The organism is Sphingobacterium sp. UBA6645 (assembly GCF_002455685.1).
Taxonomy (GTDB): Bacteria; Bacteroidota; Bacteroidia; order Sphingobacteriales; family Sphingobacteriaceae; genus Sphingobacterium; species Sphingobacterium hotanense.
The window spans coordinates 1-16,201 of sequence record NZ_DKLH01000025.1; the positions used below are offsets into that span (position 1 = coordinate 1).

The following is a 16,201-nucleotide window of genomic DNA, read 5'->3' on the forward strand; positions in this document are numbered from 1 at the left end:
CAGCTCTTTTTGGTTTATTTAAATATTTTTACTTTTTAACGTAAGATACTTCTTTCACCGCTTTCACAACTTTAGCGATGCTTGGAAGAGATGCTTCTACTAATGTAGGTGCGTATCCAAGAGGTACATCTGCTGATGTAACGCGGATAACTGGAGCGTCTAAGTAGTCGAAAGCGTGTTTTTGAACATGGAAAGTAATTTCTGAAGAAATTGAAGCGATAGGCCATGCTTCTTCAACAATTACTAAACGGTTTGTTTTCTTTACAGATTCGATGATTGCTGGGAAATCAATTGGACGAACTGAACGTAAGTCGATCAATTCAGCATTGATACCTTCTTTCGCTAATTCTTCTACCGCAGGGATTACTACGCGAGGAACCATTTTACCGAAAGAAACGATTGTAACGTCTGTACCTTCTTTTACTAAGTTTGCTTTTCCGATAGGTAAGTAATACTCTTCTTCAGGAACCGGACCTTTATCGCCATACATAACCTCAGACTCCATAAAGATTACTGGATCTGGATCGATAATCGATGATTTTAAAAGACCTTTTGCGTCATATGGGTTTGAAGGAACTACAACTTTAAGACCTGGAGTGTTTGCAAACCAGTTCTCGAAGTTTTGAGAGTGCTGAGCCGCTAATTGACCCGCATTTCCTGTAGGACCTCTAAATACGATTGGACAGCTGAATTGACCACCGCTCATTTGGTGAATCTTTGCTGCAGCATTGATAACTTGGTCGATAGCTACTAAAGAGAAGTTGAATGTCATGAATTCAACAATTGGTTTTAAACCATTCATAGCAGCACCAACACCAATACCTGCGAAACCAAGCTCAGCGATAGGTGTGTCAATAACACGTTTAGCACCAAATTCATCAAGCATACCTTGACTTACTTTGTAAGCACCGTTATATTCAGCGACTTCCTCGCCCATTAAAAAAATTGTTTCATCTTTACGCATCTCTTCGTTCATTGCTTCGCGAAGCGCTTCTCTGAATTGTATTTCTCTCATCAGTGTTAGGAATAGTGTCTTTTTAAGATATGCAAAAATACTATATTTTCTCAATAATTAGCACGAACACATGTACTATTTTCGAGGGACACGTATCGTTCATCGCAAATAATCACAATATTATGACCTATGTTGGAGGATAAATTCCCGCAACCAGCGGTTCAATTTGCTTAGTGCATCAGGAATGTTCCAGTTTTTTGTGTTTCGGGGTTCTACATGATTGGAGATGGATCGAACCTGAATGGCCGGCACATTGGCTTGCGTTGCGCAGTAGAAAAAAGCGGCGCCTTCCATGCTTTCAATGGTTTGGGGGCTTAACGTATGGTTAAGCTCGCTGATGGACTGTTCACTGCCGTGCACTTTGTTGACAGAGATGCCTTCAACAGCATCCAATTGCGTATATACTGGAGGGAGCTGCATTTCGGGCAATACAGCTGTAAAGCCGGATTGTCCAAACCCTAGTGTTTCGATTGAAACAAAGTTGCCCTTGTCCTCAGCTCCGAATTGATATATCTGGTCTTTCGTAACCCGAACAAGGTCGCCCAGCGATCGCGAAGGGTCGAATGTGCCTGCAATGCCGACGTTGACGAGCAGATCATAGGATTCACTAGCTAAACGTTGTCCTAGCGCGAATGCTGTTGCGGTCATACCGACGCCAGTAATCAGATAATCAACCTGATACTCTTGTAAAAAGGGGATGGATTCTGCTATTTCGAATTCGGTTGCTGCGACGATAAGAATTTTCATATGTCTAAATGGATGCACGCTAAATTACATTAAATAACGCTATCTTTGTACTATGATTTATATAACACGACGCGAACGATTTAACGCTGCCCATAAATTGCATAGAGAAGACTGGACTCCGGAAGAAAATGAACGAGTTTTCGGGACCTGTGCAAACCCTAATTGGCATGGCCATAATTATGATCTGTTTGTTACCGTTAAGGGAGAGATAAACCCAGAAACCGGGTTCTTGATCGACCTTAAGTTGATGAAAGAAATCATTAACACGCAGATTATCGATAAAGTGGATCATAAGAACATTAACCTCGATGTTGACTTTATGAAAGACAAGATGGCTTCGACGGAAGTGATTGCAATGGAAATCTTCCATATCCTGAAGCCCCACTTTGCAAAGGAAAATGTAACGCTTCATGCCATTCGTTTGCACGAAACGGAAAATAACTCGGTCGAATACTTCGGCGATTAATTCATCATTAGTTTAAAGGAAAGAATATGCACGATTTTGACGAAGCAGAACAAGACGGCTATATCAAAATAGATCAATACAACGAAAAACATGTGGAGCGCATTGCAAACCACTATAAAGATATATTAGACGCCTTAGGTGAAGATCCAAACCGCGAAGGCTTGGTGAAAACACCGGAGCGCGTGGCGAAGGCTTTGCAATTTTTGACGCACGGTTATGATATCGACGCCTCAGAAGTGCTGCGTAGTGCGATGTTTGCAGAGGAATACAGTCAGATGGTCGTCGTGAAGGACATCGAAGTGTATTCGATGTGTGAGCATCATATGCTTCCATTCTTCGGGAAAGCGCATATCGCGTATATTCCAAATGGTCATATTGTAGGGTTGAGCAAGATTCCACGTATCGTGGATGTGTTCGCTCGCAGATTGCAGGTACAAGAGCGCTTAACCAATGAGATTCGCGACTGTATTCAGGATACCTTGAAGCCAGCTGGTGTTGCTGTCGTTATCGAATGTAAGCACATGTGTATGGCGATGCGTGGCGTACAGAAACAAAACTCAGTGACTACCACATCCGCTTTTACCGGCGCGTTTCAAAATGATGTAACGAGATCGGAGTTTTTACGCTTAATTACGGCATCTTTGGACTAAAAGTCTACGAATATAATACTTGTTAAAACCGCTTTAAAAGCGGTTTTTTTGTTTTCCCGTTACCGTGTAACACTTTGATTATTAAGTGTTTAAATAAAAAATCATTGTTTTATAAAAACTAAATTTTTACCTTTGCGCAGTATGTTTGAAGAATTTGAGCGTCTAAATTCCTATTTGGAAGATACTACCGATGAGGAAAATGCGTTGTTAAAAAGGGTCAATCGAGAGACATATCTTAAGGAGACCATGCCGCATATGTTGTCGGGACATTACCAAGGAAGGGTGCTGTCCATGCTTAGCAAATTGGTACAACCTACATTGGCGCTTGAAATAGGAACATTCACCGGCTATGCGACGATTTGCTTAGCGGAGGGATTGGCAGAAGGAGGCGTTTTACATACCATAGATATCAACGAAGAGCAGCAAGAGCGCGTTCAGGGTTATTTTGAACAGTCGGATTATGCATCGCAAATCGTTTATCATATCGGAGACGCTGCGGAGGTTATCCCAACAATCGATGGTCAGTTTGACTTGATATTTATAGATGCTGATAAGAAACGCAATCTATATTACTTTCAGGAGCTTATTGATCGCGTGAAGACTGGAGGCTTGATATTAATAGACAATGTCTTATGGAAAGGCAAGGTTTTTGATGATAAGCCGGACAGTCAGACAAAACAAGTTATTGAATTAAACAAAACACTGGCGAGTGATAATCGGGTAGAAAAATTGATTCTCCCCATACGTGACGGGCTTTTTGTGCTACGCAAAAAGTAGTGTTAAACTAAAAACAGGTTTATGCTAAAACATTGTAGAAAGATTTTTATGGTATGTACACTTACCGTAATTACAACTTTAAGCTTGCATGCGCAAGACTACACAACAAAATCGTATATAGCGAAGCACAGCACAGATGCGCAACGCTTAATGCGAGAAACGGGGGTTCCAGCATCAGTAATACTAGCTGTAGCCATCCATGAAAGTGCTTACGGCAATAGCCGTATCGCTAAGTACCTAAATAACCATTTCGGGATTAAGGGAAAAAACAATAGTACGAAGATTCGTTCTGCTTATAAAGGCTATGGTTCGGTGTTAGACTCTTACAGAGATTTCGTTGGGCTATTGCAAAGAAGAAAGGCTACCAAACCTTTGTTCGATAAGCATGAATCAGACGACTATAAATCTTGGGTGAAAGGGATTGCAAGATCTGGCTATTCGGAAACCGGAGATTGGTCGCGTAAGGTGATTTCTACTATCGATAGATACAACTTAGAAAAATACGACGAAAAGATAAATCTGAATTAATCGTACTTAACGAATGACAAAGAGATTGATGTTGGCCAGTTTAATATTGGCCATATTTTTTGTTTCATGTGGAACGAAACGCTCTACGGTATTACAGAAACCGGGTTCTAACAAGGGGACAACCCATCGCCCCAATGGTTCTGGAAATGCTGGAAACAAGGGTGCTGTATCCATGACCGGTTTAGCCTATATCAATCGATATAAGGGCATTGCCATCGAAGAAATGAATAAGTATGGTATTCCTGCAAGTATTAAGCTAGCGCAGGCTCTATTGGAATCGGGCAATGGAAACTCCTACCTAGCGGTCAATGCAAACAATCACTTCGGTATCAAGTGCGGCGGCTCCTGGACAGGCCGCTCTGTAACCCGACCTGACGATGCAGTCAATGATTGCTTCCGCGTATATAACAATCCTGAACAATCATTTAAAGACCATTCTCAATTCTTGCTAAGAAAGCGATATGAGTCTCTCTTTACGTTGAAAAAAGACGATTATAAAGGCTGGGCACGCGGGCTGAAGGCGGCAGGCTATGCTACTAACCCTCGATATCCGGAGCTGCTCATCGATTTAATCGAGCGCTATAATCTACAGCAGTATGATGTGGCAGAAAGACCTATCGAGGTAATTGCCAGAGCAGAACGCGTAGAGGAAATTATCGAAGAAAAGAAAGTAGAAGAGCCACAAGTACAGGCCGAGGAAATCAAAAAGCCGGTGGCTATGCAGATCTATGAGGTGAAAGCCTCCGACACACTAACAAATATTGCCAGCAGATATCAGACCACGGTTGCCGCATTGAAAGAAATGAATGGCTTATCGGGAGATAGCGTCTATGTTGGGCAGCTTCTAGTCGTATCAAAATAGTTACACGGCTCATTAAAAGATGTTAAATATTAGCAACCTATTCTTCTAAGACGTAGTTTTGGTATTAGATGAAAAACCTAATAGCATTACTTTTTTTAATTTTAGTTTCTTTATCTAGCGACCTATACGCCCAAACTTCGGTGTCTGGTATTGTTTATGATAGAGAGTCTAAGCAACGCTTGGGAGAGGTACAAATTAAAAACTTAAGCACTAACGTACTGCTATTTAACGATTCGCGCGGAGAGTTCAATATCAGGGCGCAAGCCGGCGATCGGATATCAATCCGTAAATTAGGTTATGTTGGCGATACATTGACGTTTACGAATCAACAAGCATTGATTATTAACTTAACGCCTGCTGTGAAGCGAATTGACCCCGTACAGGTATATGGTCGTCGCTCGCCGGATGATGTATTGAAAGAGATAAAAAGAGACTATAAAAAGGCTTTTGATCTGGCACAGCCGAAGGACTATTTTACGGTCGGACCGACTGGCGCCGGGGTTAGTATTGATGCGCTGTATAGTTTGGTAAGCCGGGAAGCAAAGAATGCAAGGCGCTTCACCCAGCATATCGAAAGGATACACGAAGAGAATATCGTTGATTTTTATTTTTCACCTGATTTAGTGCGCTCGTTGACAGATCTTGAGGGTGAGCAATTGCAGGTTTATATGCGCTTGTTTCGGCCTTCATACGAGTTTATCTCGAAGGCGAACCACTATCAACTGGTTCAATATATAAAAAGTAAGTACGAAGTGTTTAAACTACACCCAAATTTGCGACCTTTGCGTGAGTTGCCTGATATAAAGCTGGATGTTAATCAAAAAAAATAATATGAAGATAAAATTCTACCTTTTACCATTTTTTCTTTTGATGCTTGGGTTTACCGTAGCATATGCGCAGGATTTGAAGGATTTGCGCGTCAGACCCGACACGACAATCAATGAAAACAAAGCAGGGCAAGCGTTGAACGTTAAGAATATTAATGTTCCTATTCCGAAGTTGGATTTAGAAGTGAACTACTGGAAACATTGGAGCAAGATTGGAATTAACTTTAACCAAGCCGCTTTTAGCGAAAACTGGAAGCTGGGGGGTATCAACTCTTGGGCTATCATGGGCTTGATATGGCATAAATCAGACTATACAAAGAATAATTTCAACTTTACTACAGAGATTGACCTGAAGTATGGTAAGATCAGAAACGAAGGTCAACTGGCAAAGCCGAACAACGACCGTGTGTTCTGGGATAATAAGCTTTCCTACAAATTGTCGAAAAGCTGGGCGATCTATACCTCGTTCACTTTCGAGTCGCAGTTTGACAGTCGCTATACCTATGCGAAGGGTGCTGATGGTCAGGACTCGATCACCGGTGTTGTTTCTGCGTTCATGTCGCCAGGATATTTTACAGAATCCCTGGGTTTGGAGTATAAGCCAGATAATACATTCTCGTTACGTTTTGGTACGGGTACAGCACGCCAGACCATTATTTTGGATGAAAGAATTAAGCCAAGATCTGCGGAGGCTTATTTCCAACGCTATGGGGTTTACCCAAATCCTAAGGATCCAACCAAAGGAACCGGCGAGAAATACGGTGTGGAAGAGGGTAAGAACTTTAAAAATGAGCTGGCTTTCCAGCTGACAGCGAATTTAGATCGTAATCTGACAAAGAATCTAAATCTGAAAGCGCGTTATAACTTATTTGCTGATTATGAGGATATGAACGATCCAGCACACCGCTTGGACGCAACCTTTTCAGCAAAAGTAACCTCATTAATAAATGTATCCTTAAGTGGTACAATGCTTTACGACTCGGCGATGGATGGAGCGGTACAGTGGAATCAAGCTTTGGCAGTAGGTTTGCTTCTTAACTTACCAAAATAGATTGGATGTTGAAGATAAAAGAGTTTTTGGTAGTAGGAGTTGGGTTAGTTTTCTTGGTTGCTTGTTCAACAGCCAAGAAAACAACCGTCTTACAAAACCAACAAACTGCCGTTATAAAGCCTTCTGAGGCTATAGAAAATACAGTTATCCCGAAAGATACTGTATCGCTGAATGAGCAGATTACCCAACAGGCGAATCAGCAGAATCAAATCGATCCGAATGCTCCATTAAGTCCGGAGGAGCAAGCAAAACAGCTTTTTACGACTGGTATTCATAAGGAATACGATTTCGCGCAAGCGATGCATTATGATTGGAGGAAGCCTTCCTACGTCATGATTCATCATACTTCCCAAAATAGCACAGCACAGACTATCCGTACCTTTCAGCTGCCGCATACCAAAGTGAGCAGCCATTATGTAATCGGTCGCGATGGGCGGGTTGTGCAGATGCTGAACGATTATATTCGTGGCTGGCATGCCGGAAGAGGGAAATGGGGACAGATTACGGATATGAACTCCGTGTCGATTGGAATCGAGCTCGACAACAATGGTTTCGACGCTTTCCCAGAGCCGCAAATTAACGCCCTGCTGACCCTATTGGATACGCTAAAGACTAGATACACTATTCAGCAATTAAACTTCATTGGACACAGCGATTTCGCGCCAGGCAGAAAGGATGACCCGAATGTGTTATTCCCATGGGATAAACTAGCGGCACGAGGATTTGGAATTTGGTTCAATGAATCTTACTTAATGCCTGCCCCAGCGACATTCAACCCTATCGATGCGCTTAAGTTGATGGGCTATGATATGAAGAATCAAAGTGCAGTAATCCGAGCTTTTAAGAAGAAGTATGTGAGGACGGATCTGAGTCCGGTTCTGACGGATAGGGATAAGGCAATTATATACGATTTGTATAAGAAGTATTATTAGAATTTGCTCCTTTCTTTCTCATTTACCTATTCGCATTATTACTCCCTGTTTATTCTTTCTTAAAATTTAGGTAATATTGAAATGTGAAATCATCATCAAAATACGAGAATGAGCTTGATTTGTTAGCGCAGTTTAAACGAGGAGAAGTCTCTGCGTTTGAGATCGTATTTAAGATGAATTATCCTACACTCTGTTTGTTCTTAACAAAAATGGGAATTGAGCGTTTTCAAGCGGAAGAAATAGCCCATGACATCTTCTTAAAACTTTGGGATAAGTGCGGTAATTTCGACTCCTTAGATAGCGTTCGTGCTTTTCTGTATATTTCTTCCAAGAATGCTGCCCTTAATTTCTTAGATAAAACAAAGCGACTTCAGAAAAAAGAGGAGACTTTTCTGGCACAGCAGGAATGGACAGAATTCTCTGTGGATACCCAGGTTGTTTATTTGGAAACACTGAAAGTGATCCAAGAAAACATTGAATCACTGCCTGAGCAGTGTAAGAAAGTGATGCAAATGCTTGTTTTTGACGGGCTTGAGGCACAGGAAGTGGCGGATCAATTAGGAATATCCAGAGGTACTGTCTATTCTCAGAAAGCGCGAGGGATTGCACTTCTCAAAGAAAGACTAACCTTTGATCAATTCTTACTATTTCTTTTCATTTTACAATATTCGCTTTAATATTTTAAAATTTATTCGTCTATATATCAGTTAATTACAAAATAATTGAGTTTCTTTTTGTAGATGATATCTTGAATTTCTGTTTCTATATTAGAATCAGTTATGAACACTCTGCCAAAACATATAGTCGCTATTCTCGCGGCCCGCTCTTTGGGTCAGCTCTCCAATCGTCAACAATTGGAACTAGATGTCTGGTTATTGGAAAATCCAGAAAATGAGAAGCTATTGGCTTATATGGACACAGTGAAAAGAGTGCCACAAGATCTTACCGAGCTTAGTCTTTATTCATCGGATGATGCCTGGAAAAAGCAATTGGAGAAATTTTCTGCAAATGCGGGGAGTTCATCGAAGCCCCTTGCTATTAAGCGACTATTTACCTGGGCATCAGCTGTAGCAGCAGTATTGATTGTCTCGTTTGCATTATATCTATTCTACGGAAAAGAGCATGAACCAGTCCAAGAACAGGTTCACTTAATTAAGCCCGGCGGAAACAAAGCAACACTAACGCTAGCAAATGGAGAGCAAATCATCCTTTCAGAATCTGAGTCGAAAGTAATTGTTGATACAGCAATTCAATATGAAGATGGCCATAAGGCGAATAGCGATCTGCGAGGGTCACGCATTACTTCCTTTGCGTTAAATACTCCAAAAGGAGGACAATATCGAATGCGCATGCCGGACGGCACAGAGGTCTGGTTAAACTCAGAAACGGAATTAAAATATCGGGAAACAGAGGATGCTCGTTATGTTGATTTAGAAGGGGAAGCCTATTTCCATGTTTCGACGATTAAGATTGGTGAAGAAGGCGGATCCATTCGAAAGAAACCGTTTTTCGTTTCTACGAGAAATCAACGTATAGAGGTGTTGGGAACACAGTTCAATGTTAAATCCTTTGCGAATGATAAGACCACTGCTACAACGCTTGTTGAGGGCAGTGTCGATGTGAAGACTGAGAAACAATCTTTGCGATTATCTCCCGGAGAGCAGGCATTAACCTCGCGTGGTAATACCCTGAAGCAAAAGGCAAATTTAAGCTCCGTTCTAGGGTGGAAACAAGGGGAATTTATATTCTCTAGTGAAAGCCTTTTAGAAATTACGAAACAACTGGAGCGATGGTATAATGTTGAGTTTGAGTGGGAGAGCAAAGCATTGGCTTCACAACGATTTGAAGCGATGGTGTCAAAGAATCTGGAAATTCGAGAAATACTCACGCTGTTAGAAATAACAGGAAAAGCAAAGTTTAAGTATAAAGGAAATAAGATTTTGATAACGAAAAATAAATAGCAAAAATCAAAAAAGCAGAGACGATTGCGGCGTCCCTGCTGGTTGGTCTAAATAAAATCGAGTAATAATTATTAAAACCTAATCAAATGTATGAAAATTATGAACAAGATAAGCTCCACTGGAGAGCATATTTTGTGCGGAAAAAGCGTGGATTAACCCATCGAGCTAAAGCTGACGAGGGACTATTGAGGAGATGCATTATGCGAATTTCAGCTACTTCTATTTTAATTACTTTATTGTTTTCACAGTTATGGGCGACTGGGGTAGCCCAAGTTGTGTCACTTAAGGGGGATAATGTGTCGATACGACAGGTTTTTAAAGATATTAATAGGCAAACAGGCTATCATTATCTATGGTCAGCTCAGGATGTTCAGCCGAATGCGCTGGTAAGCGTTAATATCGATCGGAAACCTTTAACGGAGGCTCTGCCTAAGATTTTGAATAAGTTTAATCTTACATACGAGATTCAAAAGAAAACCATCGTAATTAAGGAAAGAGCCAATCCAACCAGCCCAAGTGCTAACACAGCATTGAATAACACCAACAATTTATCCCTTCAAGATATTAGAGGGCGATTTGTCGATGTTAATGGTCAGCCTGTTTCTGGAGCTAGTATTCGTATAAAAGGAACTAACATTGGAACAATTACGGACGAGAACGGCTATTTTAAAATAAATCAACAAGCGATATCTGGGCAAGTGCTCGTTTGTTCTTGCGTAGGATATGAACCTATCGAAATCGCTGCTGCAACCGAGATCGGCACAATTGTCTTGCAACAAACGAACAATACAATTGAAGGTGTTGAACTTATTGTAAACACCGGTTATCAGAAAATCAGCAAAGAACGTGCTGCCGGTTCTTTCGCGCAGGTGAATGCTCAGGATATGGAAGGACGCTTGCAAACGAACTTCCTAGATAGAACGGAAGGGCTATTGCCGGGGATGAACTTAAATTTAAATCGTTCTTCATCGAATCCGCAGAACAATAGGAATACCATTGGAATTGAGGTCAGAGGTCGATCTACCCTAAATGCGCAAGCTGCTCCGCTCATTGTGGTGGATGGGATGCCATATGAGGGTGATCTGACTGCTATTAATCCCAACGATGTTGAAACCATGACAGTATTAAAGGATGCATCCGCAGCATCTATTTATGGTGTGAGATCTTCGAATGGCGTTATTGTTATTACCACGAAGATGGGGAAAGAAGGTCCTGCGCAAATCAATTATACCAATACACTTGCTTTTAGAGGCCTGCCAAGTAGAGCGTACTTAAATCAAATGAGTAGTGCTGAATTGGTCGATTTTCAGAAAGAAATGTTCAATTATCGCTCTGGAGACTACGCTTCGATCGACCCAAGAAGAGCGATGAACGATGTATATAGAACTCTTTATGAGTTTAAAGGAGGTAAGATTGATGCGGTTGAATTAGAGAGACAACTTGATGTTTTCAGAAATAGAAGCCGTTACGATCAAATGGATGAATTCTTGAATCAGGTTAAAGTTGACCAACAGCATAATCTTTCTTTGTCTGGCGGAACAGAGCGTTATAAATATTATTATTCAGTAAACTACAACAGGCCGGGCGACTACAACAAAGGCAGACCCGTTGTTGAAAGCATAGGATTCAATATCCGTAATTCCGTCAAACTAACGGACTGGATGAATTTAAATCTTAACGTCCTTGGGAAAAATCAGAAACAAAAAGGCGGAATAGGCTTTAATTTTTACGACAATTATATGGGTGGAAAGGCCTCGTACTTTTTGTTGAGAAATGAGGATGGAACGCCAGCACAATGGTACAGCAGCAAATCGCAGTTTGAGATAGACAGATTGAATGGACTGGGATTAGAGGATGAAACCTACATACCAATCAACGAGGTAGACAAAACAAAAGTTGATTTTTATAATAAATACATCAACTTAAATTTTGGTGCGAATTTTAAGCTGATGCAAGGCTTAACGCTTGATTTATCTTATCAAACAGAGCGTACCGAAGGCTATAACGGAACAACTTATAGTAAGGATGCACAGAGCGTAGTAGCACAGATTAATGATGCTACACAAATAGATAAGGATGGTGTGATTAAACGTAATGTTCCGCAGGGCGGGCAATTTGCGGAGCGCAGAGAGGATAACAACTCCTATACGTTAAGAGCGCAGCTTAACTTTGATCGTGTTCTTCAAAACAACGATGAAATTAGTTTCATTGCAGGTGCTGAAAGAAGACAGATAAATTCCAGATTCACCGATATCTACAAATACGGATACGACGAAAGCAGTTTGGTCTACAAGGGTATAAATGAGGAGCTGTTTGGGATTAACATCAGAAACACAGAAGCTATTTTTAATAGCTATACCTTATCGAAGAGAGAAAGAGGATTTACGGACGTGCTTGACAGGTTTGTTTCCTTTTATGCAAATGGTTCATACACCTATGGCCGTAAATTAACCTTGAGCGGTAGTATTCGAGTAGATCAGTCAAACCTTTTCGGAACAGATATAAAGAATCAATATAAGCCTTTATGGTCGCTGGGCGCCTTGTATAAGTTGCCGAACTTTGATCAAGAATGGTTGAATCGATTAGCGGTTCGCTTAACCTACGGTGTCAACGGGAATGTTCCGAAGGAAAATGGTCCATATTTGATATCGAGAGTAAGTTCAAACCTAAATTATTATACAGGAGAGCTACAGGCGAATATCACAACGCCTCCCAACCCATCTCTCCGGTGGGAGAGAACCGATGTATTAAACTTCGGGCTTGATTTTGCTGTTTTAGCGAATCGTATCAACGGTAGTATCGATATCTATAACAAGAAAACAGCAGATCTTCTTGGACCAACTGCCGTGGATCCAACCCTAGGCTGGGATATTGTGAATCTGAACTATGGAAACATGAAGAATCGCGGTATCGAGCTTGGGCTTAATGGAAAAGCAATTGATAGAACGAATTTCAAATGGAACACCACGCTAAACTTCAGCTATAATAAAAACGAGATTACGCATTTATACGTTCAACAGAACACGCCTGTTTATTATTATAATGCTCCGCAAAACAGAGTTGGGAAGCCTGTAGGAAGTTTATATAGCATAGACTATGCTGGACTTGACGAAAAAGGGGAGCCTTTAGCGAGAAAAGCAGATGGAACTTTAGTAAAATCTACGCAGCAGTTGGAAGTAGCAGACCTGATTTATGAGGGCACGAGCGTACCTCCGTATAGTGTAGCATGGAGAAATGGATTTAGATATAAAAGTTTCGACCTGAACTTTATGTTCGTATTTAATGGCGGACATGTCATGAGAACAGTACATCCGGAAGCATTGAGCAAGTATGCTGAGCTCAACTACAACAGCAACTTTGATCGCCTTTGGTTAAACTACTGGAAAAAGCCAGGAGACGAGGCTAATCCCGATTTGGCACCGGCTTTTATTTCCGGAGCGTCGGGGAATGTGACAGATATCTATAATGCAGCGACAAAATTTGTTGAACGCGCGGATTATATCAAATTGCGTGATATATCGCTCTCATATACACTTCCACAACAGATTCTTGGCAGAACGCCTATTCGTCATGTGCGTATTACCGGGCAAATTTTGAACGCTTGGCGCTGGGCAGCCAATTCCCATAATCTAGATCCAGAAGTATGGAATGGCTATGGCCTAGCTCCCGCTAGAGGAGTTCTCGCACCGGTAACTTATAATTTTGGACTCTCAATTGGTATTTAAGACAATGAAAAAGATATTATTTATGGCCGGATTGGCCTCATTGATATTGCTAGGATGTGATTCTTTCCTCGACGTAAAGCCGAAGGGTTTCACTATCCCTGAATTATTAAACGATTATAAGCAGCTATTGAACGATCAGGGACTCATTCGTGCATCACCTGCTTACCCAGATTATCTTTCTGATAATGTGCAATCAGGCGATCCCACAGATGTTAATCGCTCCGCAAGCTTTGATAGCTATCCCACAGTAAAAAAACGACTGTATACTTTCGAACATGGTGCTATTTTCGAAGATGGGCAATACGACCCTTATTGGGAATCGGCGTATAGCCATATCTTCACTTACAACGTCGTTATCAACAATGTGCTTTCGGCAAAAGATGGAAAGGAAGAGGAAAAGAAACGTGTTTGGGCGGAGGCAAAAATAGGACGTGCATTTGAATATTTGACTTTGGTTAATATCTATGCAAAACACTATGATGCGAAGACCGCCGCTAGTGATTTGGGCGTTCCTTTGGTTCTGTCGGAGGATATCAATAAGTCCTACGAGCGAGTATCCGTGGCGCAGATTTATGAGCTGGTGGAAACAGATCTTCAAGAAGCTTTGCCACATCTTGCGAGTAGTTCTGCTCATCGCTTCCAGCCATTAAAGACCGTAGGCTTTGCTTTCTTAAGCCGCATGAACCTTTATAAAGGGAATTATGGAGAGGCTCTTACAAATGCTAGGGAAGCTCTTAAACTGAATGAGTATTTAGAAGATTATAAACTATACATCACCAAGGACAAAACAACATGGGGGCGTGTCTGCTTGATCACAGACGAAGATGTGCCTTTCCCAGATGTTAGAGAAAGCAATGAAACGGTTTGGGGAAGATTAGGAACCAGCAGTTATGGGGCGCTGAATGCAGAGGTGTATGCTAGCGCAGATTTAAAGAATGTTTATTCTAAAAATCTTCCGAATGGTGCAAAAGACATGCGTTACGAACTATTCTTCTGTCAAGACAGCGCTTCTTTTGGAGCGAATGTTACCAGGTTTCCTGGAAGAACATTATGGGCTCCATATGTGGAAATGAACACCGGTTTCAGTACGCCGGAACTTTATTTGACGATTGCAGAATGTGAGGCTCGTGTTGGCTCTACTGCTCAAGCATTGAGCTGGATCAACAAACTTAGAGACATGCGTATCAAAAATAATAGTCCTATTGCTAATCTTTCCAAAGATGAAACATTGAAGTTAGTACTTGATGAGCGTCGCAGAGAAATGCCTTATACGGCGAGCACGAGACTTATTGATCTGAAGCGACTGGCGACATCTGGAGATTTAAACAAAAACATTATTCATGTTTTAAGCGGCAAAGAAATGTCTATGCCCTCTAATGATCCGAGAATGATCCTTCCGGTTGCACCTAAAGCATTATCCTTAAATCCTAATATGCCACAATATGAACGTTAATAAGAGTTTAGTACAGATAACAGTGACGTTGGTTTTGATCTTATTTCATATCAACGCTAATGCCCAATCCTCGATACAGTTTCAAAAGCTATCTTTCGCCGAAGCTAAAGCGAAAGCAAAAAAGGAGAACAAATTAATCTTTTTGGATGGATACACGTCATGGTGTGCACCATGCAAATGGATGGAGGGAAATGTATTCAACCAAGCTGCGGTAGCAGATTATTATAATACGAACTTCATCAACACTAAATTCGATTGTGAAGTTGGAGAAGGGATAGAAATAGCAAAAAAATATAATATCCGCAGCTTTCCAACGTATCTGTTTCTGGATTCGGGGGGCGTACTAGTTTATCGTACGCAGTCGAGAATGGAAATGGATGAATTCCTAAAAGAAGGACAACAAGCGAATAACAAGGATTTTCACATTCCGACATTGCAGGCTCGCTACGCTGCGGGAGAACGTGATCCGGCCTTCTTATTACGACATATTGAGGTCATGAAAAATGTAGATCCGAAAGAGTCACAATCTGCGAGAGCAGCTGTGGATGAGCACGCGAAGAACGAGGATTTCATGAAATCAGAGATTGGATGGAAGGCAATCATGCAACTTGGACGGACAGGCACAGACCCTTATGGAAGTTACTTTCTAAAGAATAAAGCATACTTCAAGGAACATGTTCCTGCAGCAGAATTCTTAGCAAAAGAACAACAACTACTGCGTTTCGCGATGTATGGTTACATCCGCGATAAGAATAAAGAGGAGTTCCAAAAAGGACTACAGTATTTTACTTCTAACCCTGATCAAGAAGCACAGATTGAAGGAGCCATGTATGAAGTTGAATGGGTGGCTAGCCATGGGACTGACGATGATTTCATTCAACTTACCGACAAATTGAGAAAGGGACTTCTAAAGGATCAAGCTGAGCGATTGAGCTTTATTGCACGCAGAAATTCTGGAAAATACGCGACAGGCAGCACACCTACCGGTGCGAGAGTTTTGCAATGTTACGTACTTGCTAAGCAAGCTGTGGAGCTTGAGGAAGATTCTTATTCCAATCAAGGGACACTTGCTGAAATTTGCATTCTATTGAATAAAAAGCAAGAAGCGATTAAAGCGGCAGAGGCTGCAAGAGCACTAGCGGAGTTTGAAACATCGAAGATTATTAAGATCGCAGATAAGTTGATCGAACGCGCAAAATCCATTTAA

The 16,201-nt window shown here is 41.3% G+C and carries 15 protein-coding genes; 13 read left to right on the plus strand and 2 right to left on the minus strand.

Translation table 11 applies throughout. The annotated features are described in order from the left end of the window. Positions 1 to 28 precede the first annotated feature (28 nt). Both B2400_RS04495 and mqnB read right to left on the minus strand, forming a co-directional pair. On the minus strand, positions 29 to 1,015 hold the full coding sequence (locus tag B2400_RS04495; RefSeq protein WP_260040022.1) for a pyruvate dehydrogenase complex E1 component subunit beta: 987 nt from the start codon (positions 1,013 to 1,015) through the stop codon (positions 29 to 31). A 120-nt stretch (positions 1,016 to 1,135) separates the two neighbouring features. Continuing rightward, positions 1,136 to 1,762, minus strand: a complete 627-nt coding sequence (gene mqnB, locus B2400_RS04500; protein ID WP_293931263.1) for a futalosine hydrolase — start codon at positions 1,760 to 1,762, stop codon at positions 1,136 to 1,138. 52 nt (positions 1,763 to 1,814) lie between these two features. On the opposite strand from mqnB, the gene B2400_RS04505 reads away from it, so the two are divergent. From B2400_RS04505 to B2400_RS04565, 13 genes are all read left to right on the plus strand, one after another. Next, positions 1,815 to 2,228, plus strand: coding sequence for a 6-pyruvoyl trahydropterin synthase family protein (locus B2400_RS04505; protein WP_293931266.1), 414 nt, complete (start codon positions 1,815 to 1,817; stop codon positions 2,226 to 2,228). A gap of 26 nt (positions 2,229 to 2,254) precedes the next feature. Continuing rightward, complete coding sequence (gene folE / locus B2400_RS04510) at positions 2,255 to 2,878, plus strand: GTP cyclohydrolase I FolE (protein WP_149527574.1); 624 nt, start codon at positions 2,255 to 2,257, stop codon at positions 2,876 to 2,878. 141 nt (positions 2,879 to 3,019) lie between these two features. After that, complete coding sequence (locus B2400_RS04515) at positions 3,020 to 3,655, plus strand: O-methyltransferase (protein WP_260040025.1); 636 nt, start codon at positions 3,020 to 3,022, stop codon at positions 3,653 to 3,655. Between the two features lie 21 nt (positions 3,656 to 3,676). After that, positions 3,677 to 4,183 (plus strand): glycoside hydrolase family 73 protein, encoded by a 507-nt coding sequence (locus B2400_RS04520; RefSeq protein WP_293931271.1) that lies wholly within the window; start codon positions 3,677 to 3,679, stop codon positions 4,181 to 4,183. 13 nt (positions 4,184 to 4,196) lie between these two features. Next, a complete protein-coding gene (locus tag B2400_RS04525; protein WP_293931274.1) occupies positions 4,197 to 5,045 on the plus strand; it encodes a glucosaminidase domain-containing protein in 849 nt (282 codons plus the stop codon). A gap of 68 nt (positions 5,046 to 5,113) precedes the next feature. After that, complete coding sequence (locus B2400_RS04530; protein ID WP_293931276.1) at positions 5,114 to 5,875, plus strand: hypothetical protein; 762 nt, start codon at positions 5,114 to 5,116, stop codon at positions 5,873 to 5,875. A 1-nt stretch (position 5,876) separates the two neighbouring features. Continuing rightward, entirely contained in the window at positions 5,877 to 6,923 is a 1,047-nt protein-coding gene (locus B2400_RS04535; protein WP_293931278.1) for a DUF3078 domain-containing protein, read from the plus strand. A gap of 5 nt (positions 6,924 to 6,928) precedes the next feature. Continuing rightward, on the plus strand, positions 6,929 to 7,855 hold the full coding sequence (locus B2400_RS04540; RefSeq protein ID WP_293931281.1) for an N-acetylmuramoyl-L-alanine amidase: 927 nt from the start codon (positions 6,929 to 6,931) through the stop codon (positions 7,853 to 7,855). A gap of 83 nt (positions 7,856 to 7,938) precedes the next feature. Further along, positions 7,939 to 8,532 (plus strand): RNA polymerase sigma factor, encoded by a 594-nt coding sequence (locus B2400_RS04545; protein ID WP_293931284.1) that lies wholly within the window; start codon positions 7,939 to 7,941, stop codon positions 8,530 to 8,532. 102 nt (positions 8,533 to 8,634) lie between these two features. Further along, positions 8,635 to 9,816 (plus strand): FecR family protein, encoded by a 1,182-nt coding sequence (locus B2400_RS04550; RefSeq protein ID WP_293931287.1) that lies wholly within the window; start codon positions 8,635 to 8,637, stop codon positions 9,814 to 9,816. 86 nt (positions 9,817 to 9,902) lie between these two features. After that, positions 9,903 to 13,541 (plus strand): SusC/RagA family TonB-linked outer membrane protein, encoded by a 3,639-nt coding sequence (locus B2400_RS04555; protein ID WP_293931290.1) that lies wholly within the window; start codon positions 9,903 to 9,905, stop codon positions 13,539 to 13,541. Positions 13,542 to 13,545: 4 nt separating this feature from the next. Beyond that, positions 13,546 to 14,994: a RagB/SusD family nutrient uptake outer membrane protein gene (locus B2400_RS04560; RefSeq protein ID WP_293931292.1), complete on the plus strand. Its 1,449-nt coding sequence runs from the start codon at positions 13,546 to 13,548 to the stop codon at positions 14,992 to 14,994. Further along, positions 14,984 to 16,201 (plus strand): thioredoxin family protein, encoded by a 1,218-nt coding sequence (locus B2400_RS04565; RefSeq protein ID WP_293931295.1) that lies wholly within the window; start codon positions 14,984 to 14,986, stop codon positions 16,199 to 16,201. Before B2400_RS04560 ends, B2400_RS04565 begins: the two co-directional genes overlap by 11 nt.